General features: G+C 58.2%; 10 protein-coding genes. 1 reads left to right on the forward strand and 9 read right to left on the reverse strand.

What is annotated here, in order from left to right:
* The 9 genes from AABZ39_20820 to AABZ39_20860 form a co-directional block, all read right to left on the reverse strand.
* A partial coding sequence (locus tag AABZ39_20820; GenBank protein MEK6797231.1) for a DUF6785 family protein occupies positions 1–1,204 on the reverse strand: 1,204 nt, incomplete at its 3' end.
* Between the two features lie 11 nt (positions 1,205–1,215).
* A complete protein-coding gene (locus AABZ39_20825; protein MEK6797232.1) occupies positions 1,216–3,171 on the reverse strand; it encodes a DUF6785 family protein in 1,956 nt (651 codons plus the stop codon).
* A gap of 27 nt (positions 3,172–3,198) precedes the next feature.
* Positions 3,199–3,909 carry an ABC transporter ATP-binding protein gene (locus AABZ39_20830; protein ID MEK6797233.1) on the reverse strand — a complete coding sequence of 237 codons (711 nt, stop codon included), beginning with the start codon at positions 3,907–3,909 and terminating at the stop codon, positions 3,199–3,201.
* 2 nt (positions 3,910–3,911) lie between these two features.
* Positions 3,912–4,673 (reverse strand): ABC transporter ATP-binding protein, encoded by a 762-nt coding sequence (locus tag AABZ39_20835; protein ID MEK6797234.1) that lies wholly within the window; start codon positions 4,671–4,673, stop codon positions 3,912–3,914.
* 8 nt (positions 4,674–4,681) lie between these two features.
* Positions 4,682–5,356 carry an FtsX-like permease family protein gene (locus tag AABZ39_20840; GenBank protein MEK6797235.1) on the reverse strand — a complete coding sequence of 225 codons (675 nt, stop codon included), beginning with the start codon at positions 5,354–5,356 and terminating at the stop codon, positions 4,682–4,684.
* A complete protein-coding gene (locus AABZ39_20845) occupies positions 5,349–5,720 on the reverse strand; it encodes a PqqD family protein (GenBank protein MEK6797236.1) in 372 nt (123 codons plus the stop codon). Before AABZ39_20845 ends, AABZ39_20840 begins: the two co-directional genes overlap by 8 nt.
* Positions 5,710–6,585, reverse strand: a complete 876-nt coding sequence (locus tag AABZ39_20850) for a hypothetical protein (GenBank protein ID MEK6797237.1) — start codon at positions 6,583–6,585, stop codon at positions 5,710–5,712. Before AABZ39_20850 ends, AABZ39_20845 begins: the two co-directional genes overlap by 11 nt.
* A gap of 8 nt (positions 6,586–6,593) precedes the next feature.
* Positions 6,594–8,573: a peptide transporter gene (locus AABZ39_20855; protein ID MEK6797238.1), complete on the reverse strand. Its 1,980-nt coding sequence runs from the start codon at positions 8,571–8,573 to the stop codon at positions 6,594–6,596.
* A 31-nt stretch (positions 8,574–8,604) separates the two neighbouring features.
* Positions 8,605–13,626 (reverse strand): ABC transporter permease, encoded by a 5,022-nt coding sequence (locus AABZ39_20860; protein ID MEK6797239.1) that lies wholly within the window; start codon positions 13,624–13,626, stop codon positions 8,605–8,607.
* 76 nt (positions 13,627–13,702) lie between these two features.
* Between AABZ39_20860 and AABZ39_20865 the strand changes: the two genes are divergently transcribed.
* Positions 13,703–14,871, forward strand: a 1,169-nt coding sequence (locus AABZ39_20865; protein MEK6797240.1) for an anaerobic nitric oxide reductase flavorubredoxin, incomplete at its 3' end; no start/stop codon positions are given.

The raw sequence follows: 14,871 nt of genomic DNA on the forward strand, positions 1-14,871 counted from the left end.
AGATGAGCGCCAACACGCCGACACCGAACCCGAGCTTCCAGCCGATCATACCGACGCAGCCGATGACGAAAAGCCAGCCGGAAAGCGCATCGCGGAAGGCGGCATCGCCCTTGAGACGGAAGAACATGCTTTTGACGACCATCATCCAATGCGCGCGGCCGAGCCAGATGACATAGGCGGTGAGTACGAGCATGGCGCCGGTGCGGTGATCGTTCACGGTAAGCGCGCTGAAATTGGGGACATAGGTGCGCCCGAGCGCGGAATAGAGGGCATAGGCGAGCGAGAAGAACCATATCGAGAACCCCATGCGGAAGGGCATGAAGAATCCCATGGCGATGAAGATGAAATAGATCGGCGTCTTGAAGAATGTCCCCGGTATATAGACGAGCGGGGGCTGCGTAAAAATGCCGGTGATGTCGAGCGTGAGCGGTATCGCCGGTACGCGATCGGGCATGTACTGCGCGAGCATGTTCATCGAATGGAGCGCCGCTATCGCGATGAACGCGATCCAGAACCCGCGGCTTTTATACAGTTCCGGCAGAAGCCCCTTCTCCGGCTCCTCGATATATGACTGTGCCACCTCCACGAGCGGGAACGGCAGCTTCTCATTATCGCGCCACTGCGGGAGCACGATGGCGGCGAGCGAACCCATCATGAGCCAGCAGAAGAGTATGAATATCCCCCAGCTCACGAGCGGCTTCACCCACGCGCCCCACGGAAGCGGTTCGTCCTTGAGAAACCCCGTGAACATCTTCTCCGCCTGCGGATTATTCGCGCCGTACTCGGTCTTCCCGGGAAAAAGCTCGGGGCGTATCTTCATGCGGTTGAACGCGTCCGCATATTCCTTCCCGGTGGTTATCTCCACTGTCGTTTTCGAGAGACTGTAGGGGAGCACGCGGAGCAGTCCGTCGCCGGGGAGCGCACAGGCGATGAGCAGTATCCCGAACATTATCGCAAGCTGCTGCTTCGTGAACATGAGCGGCCGCTTGATGAGCCCGATGAGGGGATTGATGATGAGCATGACCGCGATCATGATGAAGAGTGCCGTGACCGGGAGATAGCTGTCGGAGATATAGCCGTTGTAGAGCGTGAAGTTGTTGAACGGCGTTATTATCCAGATGATGACGGCACCGATGAAGCCGGCGGCGAGCGCTGCCGCGACACGGAGCGCGGTGAGCTTTTTCCCCTTCGATGCGTCTTCCATAATTACCCCTTTTATTTCGGCTGGAATTCCACTTTCACATACGGCAGCCCGTTGAACGCGAGCACGGCGGCCACTACGGCCCAGAGAAGGAAGGCTATCACCTCTCCGGCGATGATGCCGATGAAGAAGGGCTTGGCCTGTCTGAGGAGGCGCGAGCCCCCGAAGCGCACGAGAAGACCCTTGATCCCCCAGCCGATGAGTATCGAGAGCCAGCTTACCTGGCCGAACCACGTCATCGCGATGATGATGCCGATGGGGTGGAGCGGCCATGACGGGAAGGTGATGCAGAGCCACTGGAGCGCGCCGGTTATCACGGCGCCGACAGCGATATGGAGCGGGCGATTATGCGTAATGCCCTTGCCGTACATGTTCTTATCAAGCCGCGAAAGATCGTAGCTCTGCGCATTGACGATGGTCTCCGATCCCCACTGTATCGATTCATATCCTGCGATGCCGGGTGTCGCGCGGTAGGCGCTCACCAGATGTGCCGCCCCGCCGACGATGATGCCGACGATGGAAAGGAGAAGGAGCCCTGTCGCGAGACGCGCCTTTGCGCGGTCGGGTGCATCGTCATTGATGCCGATCGCGTGGAGGATGAGCGCACCGAAATTCATGCGTGAGCCGTGCGATGTCCAGAGGGGATGAATGCCTGAGAAATACGCCGCTGCACCGGTCATCATCGAACCGGGGAAGAGGTCCATGAGGAACGATCGCTGGCCGGTATCGATGCGCATGAAGGGCATGCCCGTCTCGGCGATGAAGCGCATGATGAGAAGCGTTATCATGAACGTGAGGAAGGTGTAATAAAGCGCCCAGAGACCGAGGCCTATCCAGCACATCCAGAGGATCCCGCCCGCCGTGCCGATGACGAACGCCCAGCCGGCGAAGGCGTTACGCATTCCCTCGTCGGTGCGCACGCGGAGGAACATCGCTTTGAGCACGAACGCCCAGTAGGCGCGGCCTGTCCAGAGAATGTATGCGGTGAGTACGAGCATGCCGCCGTAGCGGTGATCGCTCACCGAGGCCGGGCTGAAGTTGGGGACATACATGCGGCCGAAGGCGTTGTAGAAATTATAGATGGCGGTGAACACCCATATCGAGAAGCCCATGCGGAAGGACATGAAGAATCCCGCGGCGATGAAGAGGAAGAATATCTGCACCTTCACGAACTGCGTTGGCAGATACGAGAGCGGCGGTTCGGTGAACACTCCCGTAATATCGAAGATGAGCGGGAGCGCGGGGACATTGTCGGGAAAATATGCGGCGAGCATGTTGAACGAATAGAGCGCGGTTACGAGTATGAAGCCCGTCCAGAACGACTTGCTCCGGTAGATATCGGCGATGAGCTTTCCCGGCGCGGGTTCTGCGATGAACGCTTCCTGCACCTCGACGACGGGGAATGAGAGCTTCTCGTTCTTGCGCCACTGCGAATAGACGATAAGCGCCATGGCACCCATCATTATCCACGTGAACATGGTGAACACGCCCCAGCTTGCGAGCGGCGCGAGCCACGCCTGCCAGGGGATGGCTTCGTTCACGGGGAGCCCGAGAAAAAGTTTTTCCGAGGCGGGATTCGATGCGCCGTAGGCGGTGCTGCCGGGGAAAAGCGCCGCGGGGAGATTCAGTTTTGCGAGGAGTGCCGCGAAGGCGCTGTTGCCGTTCGCCTCGGTCACCGTGCGCGCGAGGGTGTAGGGGAGCATGCGCATGAGCCCCTGACCCGGTATTATCGTTGCGAGAAGGAGCATGGCGAATATGATGCCCAGTTCGCGCTTCTTCATCATCCGTTCGCGCGAGAAAAGCCCGATGACCGGGTTGATAACGAGTACTATGATGAGCATGAGCGCGAGCGCCGCTATCGGCAGATAACTGTCGGTGATATAGCCGTTATTGAGGGAGAAGTTGTTGAACGGCGTCACTATCCAGATGATGAGAGAGCCGATGATGCCGATGAGTACTGCCATGAGCATTCGCACGATGGATTCCTTTCCTGTGGATTATTTCGCCTTTGCGGCGCGCTGGTCCTTGATCTCCGCGATATTCCCGTCGACGATGTAGACGATACGGTCGGATGCCGAGAGCATCTTGTGGTCGTGGGTGGCGCTGATGATGGTGATGCCGAATTCCTTCTTGATCTCGCCTAACATGGCTATCATCATTTCCCCGGTCTTCAGATCGAGATTCCCCGTCGGCTCGTCGGCGAGTATTATCGTCGGATTATTGGCGAGCGCACGGGCTATCGCCACCCGCTGCTGCTGGCCGCCGGAAAGCTGATCGGGCCGGTGGTCGGCGCGCTCCTTCAATCCCACGCGCTCAAGGAGATACATCGCGCGTTCCTTCGCCTCTTTGTCGGATACGCCGGCGAAGAAGAGCGGGAGCATCACGTTCTCAAGCGCGGTCATCACTTCGATGATATTGAACGTCTGGAATATGTAGCCGACCTTGTGGCAGCGCAGATACGCTATCTGATGCGTGTCCATGTCCGAGAGCGCCGTACCGTCTATGGTCACCGTGCCTTCGGTGGGCGAATCGAGCCCGCCGACGATATTGAAGAACGTCGACTTCCCGCTCCCCGAGGGGCCCATGATCGAAAGATATTCGCCGCGGTAGATATCGAGGTCAATGCCCTTGAGCGCCCAGAGGTCCTCTTTGCCGCGCGTGAAGAGGCGCTTGACGCCCCGCGCCGAGATGATGATATCGTCCGCCATGGCTATTCCTTCTTGAAGAATTCGTTTATCACTTCGGAATGCTCGATCTGCCGCACCTGTCCGCTTCGTACGAGGAAGACGCGTTTCGATGCGTTCAGCATCTTCTGGTCATGCGTCGCGCAGATGACGGTGACGTTCTCGGTCGTGCATATCTCCTTTAAGAGATCGATGAGGTTCTGTCCCGTCTTTTCGTCGAGGTTCGCCGTCGGTTCGTCGGCGAGTATTATCGCCGGGTCGTTCGCGAGCGCCCGCGCACAGGCAACGCGCTGCTGCTGCCCGCCGGAAAGCTCGAGCGGCTTATGGAGTATGCGGTCGCCCAAGCCGACCTTGCGGAGTATATCGGCCGCTTTGTCCTGCGCCTCCGATTCCTGCATGCCGGAGAAGAGCATGGGGAGCATGACATTGTCGAGCGCTGTCGCCACCGGTATGAGATTGAACGTCTGGAAGATGTAGCCGACCTTATGACAGCGCAGCCACGCAAGCTCGAACGGATCGAGCGCGGCGATGTCCACCTCGTCGATGAATATGTTCCCCTCGTTGGGTTTATCGAGCCCGCCGATCATGTTGAACAGTGTCGATTTGCCGCTTCCTGAGGGGCCCATGATGGAGACGTATTCCCCGCGCTTGACGGAGAAATTGATGCCGTTGAGTATGTGAAGCCATTCATCGCCCGACTTGAACGATTTGCGAACATCGATGGCGCGTACGATATACGCGTCAAGGAGATCGGTCATCTCGAGCGTGTCGTTCTCTGCCGCCGTCATGTATCCTCCTAGAGTTCCGAGCGCATCGCGTGCGACGGGAGCATCTTCGCCGCCTGCCATGCGGGATAGAGCGCCCCGAGCACGGCGAGCGCAACGCCGGTGATGAAGCATATGCCAGCTACCGTAAGGAGCCGATCGGGGAGGATTATCTTCCCGAGAATGTTCCCGAACGTGGCCCATGCGCCGATGAAAGTGACCGCAAAGCCGACCGCGAGGCCGATGAGCGAACCGATGATGCCCTGCATGACGGTCTCAAGCAGGAACCATTTGATGATGAACGAATCGAGCGCGCCCAGGCATTTCATCGTGCCGATCTCGCGGAAGCGTTCGGTCACGCTCATGATCATCGCATTGAGAATACCGACGAAGCAGATGAGGAGCGCCAATACCACCATGAGCATGTTCGCGCTCTTCGCGCTCTCGGCACCGGCGGGGTTGAGGACGCCGGTGTTCACGAGCTTCTGTATGTGCTCGGGGCTCATGTTCTTCATGACGCCCTCGACGAAAACGTCGCTCCCGAGGGAGTAGGTGAGGAAGGCGAGCGAGAAGACGATGCTCGTTGTCACCAGCATGGAACGAAGCCAGCGTATCCGTATGTTCTTCCACGCTATGGCGACGGTCTTGCCGAACGAGAGGTCCTTCTGCCGTGCAGCCGTTATCTTTTTCGCGTCAGCATCAGCCATTGCTGTCCTCCAAAGACATAGCGATAAGTCCTTTGCGCATGAGCATCGACAGGAACTGCGCAACGGCGGTCTCCGCCTCCGCTTCGCCTATGGTATATTTTTTCGCGAACTCGCGTACGATGAGGCTTACGCGGCGGCTCCCGTCGCACTGATCGTAGACGATGCGGCCGACGGAATCGAGCTCGTAGGTCTTTTCGTACGTGGCTTCCGATGAAAGGAAGCGTATGACGGCGGGGCGTGTGAGCGTTACCGTTACGCGCATGCCGCCGTTCTCCTGCGGCAGGACGCGCACGGTCGGGAGCTTCTTCGGCTTCGCGGCGAAGGCGCGCTCGCGGCTTATCGCCGGTTTTTTCTTACCGAACATGCTGCACCTTCATCCGCTCGATGAGCGCGTCAACGGACGATGCCGTCAGGGGTTCATGCGATTCCTCAGCCGCTATCAGCAGCCGGTCGCGCGCCGTGTCGTGCGTAACGGCGGCGGCGGTATAGCGCCGTCCGAAGAGCGAGAGCGGCGGCGGGAGCGCATGATCGCCCATGCGTATGACACTGTGTTCACCGCGCGGGGAATCCTTGAGCGAACTCACACGGCGCATCGTGCGTTTTACCGCGTTGTCGGACAGCCATGCCGCGAGGGGCTGGCGTTCGAGCGCGAGCGTTGCGGGATATACCTGGCGGAGAAGGAGCTTGCGTCCGCGTGTATCCGCGAGCGAGAGCATGATGTCCCCTGCATAAAGACGCCGCGATACGAGCCGGGCATCCTTCGGCGCTGCGAAGAAGGCATCGAATATCGACCATTCGCGTACGGCCCCGTCATCCGATCCGGCTATCGACGGTACCGTTATCGACATGAATGACTTCACCGCGGATTTTCCTGCGGACACGTTCATCACTATCTCGACAAGAAGGCGTTCGGTACGCATTGCACCGACCCAGACCAGGCGTGAGGCGGCATTGATATCCGCATTGTCCGACGCGAGCACCGAATCGAAACGCGCGGGGGCGTCCTGTACGACGGGGTGTTTGAGTATCCGTTTTACGCGGCGAAGCGCCCATGCCGTGCTGTCATCCGGAACGGAGGCGATGCGCCACTTTATCTGCATGACGGCAAGCGACGTCGTGCCGACCATCATGGCACCCGCTTCATGCGCGCCGGTTATCGCGAGCGGGAAACAGGACGACGGTATCGTCATCTTCCAGCCGGCCCAGGCAAGTGTGCGCGTATCGTTCACGGAGTCTCCTAGAAAAGGAATTTCACGACGCTTTTGCTCATGAAAACGAACCCCATGCTCAGCATGGTGATAAGCCCTATACCCGCGGAAAAGCCCGCGGCGAATACGATGCGGTAATGCGGCCACTCCTCGCCGAATTTTCTCCGGCATATGAAACGCCCGATGAGCGCGCCGATGAACATGGGGAGTATCGCGTGGGGGAGTGTCTGATCGAGCCCCTTGACCACGCCGTAGACGAGGAATATCGGGAGCCCGAAATACGTGAGGATGAGATAGACGATAAGCCCGAGACCGAGACCCGCACCGAGGAATTCGGGGCGGAACGCATCGCGGAAGGGACTTGCCGCTTCGCCCGGCAGTGTCGAGGAGTAGATAAGTCCTGCGTTATACGCGCGCAGTTCCCAGAACTCATTGGCGTACGGGAACATCTTGCTCGGTACATTATCGATCTGCCAGATGAATTGGCTGAAGAGCACGCCGCCGATGAGCATGATGGGGAATATCAGTATCTCCGCCTTGATGAGCGAGGTGAACTTCGTGCCGGTAAGCTCCGTGGTCCGAAAGAACTGCGTCTGCCTGGCATAATCGTGGAGCGGTATCGGCGCGAACCATATCGCTGCACCCTTGTAGCCGGAAAGAATGAATGTCGCTTCACGGACGAAGGGTACGCTCACATGCTGTCCCACCGCGCCTTCCATGCGGGCATGAATGTAGCTTATGAACGGCGTGTAGACGAAGCCGTAGAAGAGAAGGAGCCACATCGGGAATTTCGTGCCATTAAGCGGCGGTGATACATAGTTCACGAGCCAGTAGGTAATGCCGATATATATCGCGGTAGAACCGACATAGATGAGGAAGGCCACCCAGAGCGGTATATCGCCGCGGCCTTCCGGCGGACGGAAGAATTTTCCCCAATCGATGTTCGACTTTCCTTTGCCCGCGCGCATCGTCGATACGATATGGATGATGCCGATGGCGGCGATAGCGAAGCTTAATCCCAGTCCGAAACTGAAATAGAAATCCATGATATTCGACTGTATCGTCTGAATGCCGCCGATGCCCTGCTGCCATGACCTCAGCACTCCCGTATGATACAGTACGGGATTGAGTATCACCGTGAAGACAAGGCCGATGAACGAACCGACCATGGCCCAGAACGGCATCACCATGCCGGTGACGACAAAGGTGAGGTCGAAGCTTATCATGAAAGGCATTGCCGGGAGCGCCTTCTCGGTGAAATTGGTGATGTCGACGAACGGCAGCGGCAGGAATTTTATCGGCTTGGCGAGTATCGCCCCGGTGATATTCGGTATCGCAAGATAGATGAAACCGAAAACGACACCGCCGATAGCCCCGATGGAGAACGCTTTCCATCGCCAAGTGTCCTTTTCATTGGACGCGTCCGCGAGCGCGGTCATCCCCATCGCGCCGACGGGCGCCATGGGGAAGGGGAGCTTTTCCACATCGGAGGTAAGACGGAACATGATGTAGCCGAGACCGAAGTGATCGAGCCTTGTTACGAAGAGCATGAGCGTCATGAGGAGAAGGGGTATCATCCACGGAGCCATGAAGAAGCTCCTCTGGGCGAGCACGTTCGGATCGTTCGGCGCGAACCATGTCGGTATGTATTCGGCGATGCCGAGCTTCTGCATCTCCTGGCTCTGCACGAGGAACTGCTGCCAGAGAAGGCCGCCACCCGAGTGTATGACGGCGCCGCACATGTAGAAGAGCACGAATATCTCCGGGCGCTTCATCTTGGTGAGCGCGCGGCGCGCGATCTCGATGTAGAGGATGACGGTCACCCATTGCGCGGCGGGCCCCATCTCGATGCCGGCGACGAGCTGCATGTACATCTGTGTGGGCGTCATGAGGAAACCCACGAAGAGCGCCATGATGATGGTGCGCCAGTTCACCCCGTCCTCGAACGTACCGGGGGCTTTCATGATATCCCGGAATTCCTGGAACTCCTTGTCCTCTTTTATCGACATGACGGACATTCTCCTTCTGTGTTATACGGCATCAGGCGCGTTCCAGCGCCGCTTTCGCGCAGTTGATGTAGCCGATTATCGAATCCTTCTTGAGCTTGCGCCAGCCTAAGAGCTGCTTTCTGAGCGTGCCGACGAAGAAACGGTTGAGCCGCCACCACCCGCGCTCCTCGCCGGACTTCCGTTCGATCGCAAGCCTGAGCTCATACACCGTGTTGTCCGCCGTGGGCTCCACGGTGACCGTGACGTCCTGCCGTATGCCGAGATCATACGGTGCGAGCCACACGGTGGTCGTGAGCGTGAAGAACTTTCCGTCAGTGCGTTTGACCGCCGAATCGCTTGTGGTGAACGAACCGATGACGCCTTCCTTGTGCGCATCGAAGTTTTCGTAGAGATAGTACATGACGCCGTTGGCCGTTTTCTCGGTGACCGTGAACGGCATGTTCGTGCGGAGCATATCGCCTTCGGCCTTGGGTAATGCCCAATGCATGCTCGTTGAGGGCATTGCCACCTTGCTCGCGAGGTACGCCGGTATGAGCGACGCCGCAATGACAATGCCCATGACGATGAGCATCACCATGATGGTCTGCGAGCCGGAGTAATTGAGCGTTATCCCCGAGAGGAGCCCCGCGTTGGTGAGCACGGATGCCGCCCCCTGCCCGATGATGTAGCCGAATATCGATGCCATGAGCCCGTAGGTTATCGCCTCTGCGACGAAGAGAAAGCCGATATGCCACGGCGCCATGCCTAAGCTCGTGTAGATGTATATCTCTTTCCTTCGTTCCGTAATGGAACTTAAGAGCGTGTTGAAGATGATAAGCCCTGCGATGATTATCGGTATAAGGATGTTCCGCGGTACGCGCGGCGTGAGGGGCTTGCTTACGATGGCCTTCACCGCATTGTTCTCCGCGTAGAATATCGGGAAGACGAAGCGTTTGGCGAGGTCGTCGGCGAGCGCTTCATGACCGGAGGCCGTCTGCATCACGATGCTCCCGAGCGCCGGGCGCCCGATGCGGCCGATCATGTCGCTGTGTATGATGATGCATTTCTCGCTCGAAATGGTCGCCGTCGTCTGATGGAAATCCGACTGATCGCCTGCACCCATCATCATGAGCGGATCGTTCATCATGCGCATCATCGCATTCAACTCTTCGGCGGACAGTCCCGAGAAATCCGGCGGTGTGACCGCCTGTCCGTCGATGTCGACCATGGATTCATCGAACGCCTTTGCATCGTAAGTGCCGAGAAGCGTGAACGCCATACCGGAGATAAGCACTGTTTCACCGGCGGTTACCCCGAGCGATGCCGCGGATTTTGCCGGGAGATAGCATCCGTCCTTCGCGGCGAAGCGGTCCCAGTTCGGGCAGAGTTTCGCCACCGGGGTGAAGCGCGATTCATTGGTGTGAAGCCCGAGCACCGCCGTTACACCGATAGTCGCGCCGGTGCGCGGGTTCTTGATATGTTCGCGCCATGTCGGCTGCGATGCGGAGAACCACCAGTAGCGCGGCGCGGTCATCGTGTCCTTCGGTATGATGGTCTCAAGGTAGGGGAGGATGTATCCGCCGATGCCCCACTGCGACTGACGCTTTATCATGACGCCGCTGTACACGGGCTTCGCGGGGATGTCCCAGCGCGCGCTGTCGCTGTAATAGCTCGTCGAGAGGAAGCACACGAGCGCGAAGGTGATGAGCACTATCGCGATGCTCGTGAGCACGGTGCGGAATTTTCGCTTACGCATATTGCTTATGCCGAGCATGAGCGCGGTCACCGCAAGCCCGGCAGGCGATGTTTTCGCGCCGCTCGCTTCCGCGCGTCCGCTCTGCCATTCATCGAGCGATGATTTGAATTTCGAGTACACGACCGAGATGACGAGCACGCTCACCGCGATGATGCCGAAGGCCATGACCACCATGAGCGTCTGGCTGCTCAGGCGGAAGGCGGGATGGAACGACCAGAGTATGAAGGCCATGACGATGAAGATGAGCGCGGCAAAAATGATCTGCTTGTAGATGATAGGTGATGAGAAGAACAGCCGCTCGAAGAATATCGAGAAGGGAAGGAGCGCGAGGAGGAGGAATATCGCCGCACGCATGGTGTCATCCATGAGCTGGCGCACGCCGTAGTACACGCGCACTTCGTTCGCAAGCGCGCGCCCCGCATTCGCGATGTATGCCCTGCCGTCGTTCTCGGCGAACGCCGTTGCAATATTCGAGATATACTGGCGCGATGCCCTGTTGATCCCGTCGATGGTCTCGCTCACGATGCCCGCCGCCCGCGTCTTGGCGAGGCGGTCCGCATTGAGCGCGAAATAATCCCGCGCGGAAAGCGCCGCGGAATGATCGGAGAGGCCGCTGTCAAAGCCGCGCATTCGCTTCTCAATGTCCGCGTTCTTTTTCGTATCATCAATGCCGAGCAAGAGCATGCGGTTGCCGGCGAGGCCGTTGCGCATGATAAGCCCCCATGTGACCGAGGGTTCTACGAATATGCTCGCGTATCCGGCGAACACCGAGTAGTTCTGCTTGCGTATCTCAAGCCCCCCGCGCGCATCGATGATGCTCCCGTTGGGAAGTCCGTTGCGTATCTGCGGGTCGTAGAGATCGTAGGCGACCGCTTCCTTGCAGGTGAACACCACGCCGCGCATGTCCGAGAACGTAGGCGTATAGAGGTCGGTGTTCATCTTCGCGCCCTTGCCTTCCATCTTAAGGTCGAGTGCGCGGGTGATGCGCCCGTTTTCCGCAAGCTTGTACGCATGGATATGCGCCGAGCGGGTGCGCCATTCGGGGCGGTAGGACGGCAGCACATCGAAGACGAAACGGCCGTCCGTGCGGGTTATCTGGAATTCGGTATAGCGCATGCCCGGTATCCACGTATGACCGTAGCCGGTGAGCGCCTGTCCGTCATTCACCCTGCCGTACATGTAGTACGTAAGGAATCCCGGCATCGGGATGTTCGCAAGCGCTTCGCCCGGCGATTGATCGACGATGATGCCTTTCATGCGGGTGAACCGCGGGGCGCCGTATTTTTTCGGCGCAAAGTCGGTCTTGTAGACGATGCGGTCGAAGAGTATCTGTGCGACTTCCGCCTGCGGGCGTATGCGCGTCCAGTCGAGGCGGTCAGCGGTGTCGTACGGCGTGTCGACGCGTTCGCGCACACCTTCGCTCGATGCGAGCGTAGCCGCGGGCAGGCCGAAACTTTCCGCGGGCGAGGTGAGCATCACGGTCTGATGCGGCGTATACGAAGTGTAGTGATCGAGCGAACGCAGCATCGACAGATCGAGCGCGGGCCTGAGCCGTGCGGGTATGAGCGATAGAAGTTCTTCCTTCTCAAGTTTCATGAGCCATTGGCGGAACACCGATTCATGCTTGGTGCCGTCGTAGGTGAGCTGTTCGCAGCGCGAGAGGAGGCCGAGCGCTGTCGATGCGTCGGAGATATCGAGGCCGATGAGGAACGATACCGGTATCTCCTTTTTCGCAAGACCGAATGCCGTGCAGAGCTCCTCGCGTATCGCACTCCTCTGTGCGGTCATGGCTATCGCCGCTTGCGCCTCGCGTATCTGCGCATCGATGCGTTCCCGGCAGCGCCGCCAGAGCTCGCGTGCAAGCGCATTGCCGCCGCCGGCAAGACGGCCGTCGAAAAGCTCCTTGCGTGCGGTGTAGAATTCATTGCGTTTGGCAACGAGCGTTTCGATGCTTTTGACGAGCGCCGCTTCGTTCGTGGACGTACGCGAGAATTTCTGTGCCCGAAGCTCATAGAGGTCGGCGTCGATGATGAGCACTTCCTTCGACACCTCGCCGTCGATGTACTTGCGTATCGCTTCATAGCGCACTGCGCGTATCGTGGCGGGGGCTTTATCGAGCTCGTGGGCGAGCGCTCCGATCTTTTTATACTGCGCGAGGAGCGACTTGTCGTCCTGATCGTATTTCTGCTTCGTGCGGTCATCGACGAGCGTGAACGCGGCGAGCATCTCGTTGATGCCGCGCTGATTCATCGAAAAGGCGTCGATGAACGCGATGACGACAGGCCTGGGCGGGGGATCGTTCGCAAGGCGGCGTACGTAGTCGAGCGCGAACGCTGTGTCCACGGCCGCATCGGCGCCGAACGCCTTTTCCGGCACAGCGGACATGCCGTCGAACTGCACCGCGATGACAAGCGCTTTTTTTTCCTTGGAACCCGCTTTCGCCGGTATCACCGCATAGATGTTCTCAGCGCGTACCTCGCGCCATGCGCCGGCACTGTGAATGGAGATGTCGCCGCCTTTGCGGAGCTCTTTTATAAGCGCAGCATCATCGGCGAAGAAGCGGGGAAAATCGATAGGTGCGGGGAGCACGGTGTCGCGTATGCCCGGATAGATATTGTTCGTCGTGGGAAGGAATATGAGCGCCTTTGCGCCGAAATTCGCCGCCGCGCGCCAGTCGCCCCTTCCGCGCGAGCTTGTGCTCTCGATAATGCCTACCGCACCGCGTATGTCCCCGGCGGGTATCTCATCGTAGCGTCCTTCACCGATATGCACGGCTCTCCCCGAGAGCCCTTCCGCCGTCGTTGTGTTGAGCCGCGGACCGGACGGCCACACCGGATAGAGCGGATAGGTACGGGCTTTTGTATTTCTGGTGAGCGTTATCGATGCATGCGTCTCGGGCATGACCGTGGTGAATTCCTGGCGTATGATCGTGATGTTCGGTATACGCGAAAGCGCGTCGCTGAGGTAGGCGTGCGCCTCGGCATGACCCGCCGACCCGACGATGCGGGACTTTGCGGAAAGCGCGCGCGTGTCCTTTTCAATGACGGCCGCCATATCGGCGAACGAGAGCGAAGCGGTCAGAAGGGAAAGAGCGATGAGGCGTACATGCACGTTGCGGTCCTTGCTGTGGAATACGTTCGTATCGAACACAAAACGGATCGGCTTGCAATGAACGGACAGTACTCGGTATTCCCGGCCGTCAACGCACGTTGCATCAGTATAATCAGTTCCGGGCGCTTCGTCAATGTGTTTCGGCGTTCGCTGCGGGCAGCGGTCGGAAATTATCGGACGATCATCGCCGGCGGCCATGCTATGCATGCGGCCGTGCTATTGATTATTATGGAAAGAAAAGTAAATTCGAGGGGTAAGGAACTATCATCTCCGGGAGAGAACGATGCACATGCAGGTGAAGAACAATGTTTCATGGGTGGGAAAAATAGACTGGGAGCTCAGGAAATTCCACGGCAACGAGTATTCGACGCATAAAGGCTCCACGTACAATTCCTATCTCATACAGGAAAAGAAGACGGTGCTCATCGATACCGTATGGAAACCGTTCGCGGCGGAATATGTCGAAGGACTGAAGAAAGCGGTAGACCTCAAAAAGATCGACTATGTCATAGCGAACCATGCCGAGATCGATCACAGCGGCAGTCTTCCCGAGTTGATGGAGCAGATGCCCGATGTGCCCATCTACTGCACGGAGAACGCCGTCAAGTCGCTGACAGGGCACTATCATAAGAAATGGGATCTCAGGACGGTGAAGACGGGCGATACGCTCGATATCGGCAACGGGAAGTCGCTCGTGTTCATGGAGATGAAAATGCTCCATTGGCCGGACAGCATGGCGACCTATCTGACGGGGGACAATATCCTTTTCAGCAACGATGCGTTCGGAGAGCATTATGCGAGCGAGTTCATGTTCAACGATCTCGTAGATCGGGACGAGCTTTTTCACGAATGCATCAAATACTACGCGAATATCCTCACGCCCTTCAGCTCATTCGCCGCGAAGAAGATACAGGAAGTGCTTGCGTTGAAGCTTCCCATCGACATCATCGCGCCAAGTCACGGCGTCATCTGGCGCGACAAGCCGACAGAGATAGTCGAAAAGTACATTGCGTGGGCGAACGACTATCAGGAAGATCAGATAACCATTCTCTACGACACGATGTGGGATGGTACGCGGGTGATGGCCGAGAATATCGCCGCGGGCATGAAAAAGGCGAACGGCACGGTCGCGATCAAACTGTTCAACATATCGAAGACCGACAAGAACGACATCATAACGGAAGTGTTCAGGTCGAAGATGATACTGGTCGGTTCACCCACGATAAACCGCGGTATATCGAGCTCCACCGCCGGTATTCTCGAGGAGATCGAAGGATTGAAGTTCAGGAATAAAAAAGCGGCCGCGTTCGGCTGCTACGGCTGGAGCGGCGAATCGGTAGCGAAGTTGAATGACCTTCTTGGCAAGGCCGGTTTTGAGGTCGTTCATCAGGGCCTCAAATGCCTGTGGAACCCGGATGAAGAAAGCAAGGATCGATGCATGGAATTCGGCGG

It is taken from the genome of Spirochaetota bacterium (genome assembly GCA_038043445.1).
In the GTDB taxonomy this organism is placed as follows: domain Bacteria; phylum Spirochaetota; class Brachyspiria; order Brachyspirales; family JACRPF01; genus JBBTBY01.

Excerpts from the sequence above, each read along its gene's own strand:
- AABZ39_20840 (MEK6797235.1), bottom strand. The coding sequence starts at position 5,356 with ATGGCTGATGCTGACGCGAAAAAGATAACGGCTGCACGGCAGAAGGAC.
- AABZ39_20845 (MEK6797236.1), bottom strand. The coding sequence starts at position 5,720 with ATGTTCGGTAAGAAAAAACCGGCGATAAGCCGCGAGCGCGCCTTCGCC.
- AABZ39_20855 (MEK6797238.1), bottom strand. The coding sequence starts at position 8,573 with ATGTCGATAAAAGAGGACAAGGAGTTCCAGGAATTCCGGGATATCATG.
- AABZ39_20825 (MEK6797232.1), bottom strand. The coding sequence starts at position 3,171 with ATGCTCATGGCAGTACTCATCGGCATCATCGGCTCTCTCATCATCTGG.
- AABZ39_20860 (MEK6797239.1), bottom strand. The coding sequence starts at position 13,626 with ATGCATAGCATGGCCGCCGGCGATGATCGTCCGATAATTTCCGACCGC.
- AABZ39_20830 (MEK6797233.1), bottom strand. The coding sequence starts at position 3,909 with ATGGCGGACGATATCATCATCTCGGCGCGGGGCGTCAAGCGCCTCTTC.
- AABZ39_20835 (MEK6797234.1), bottom strand. The coding sequence starts at position 4,673 with ATGACGGCGGCAGAGAACGACACGCTCGAGATGACCGATCTCCTTGAC.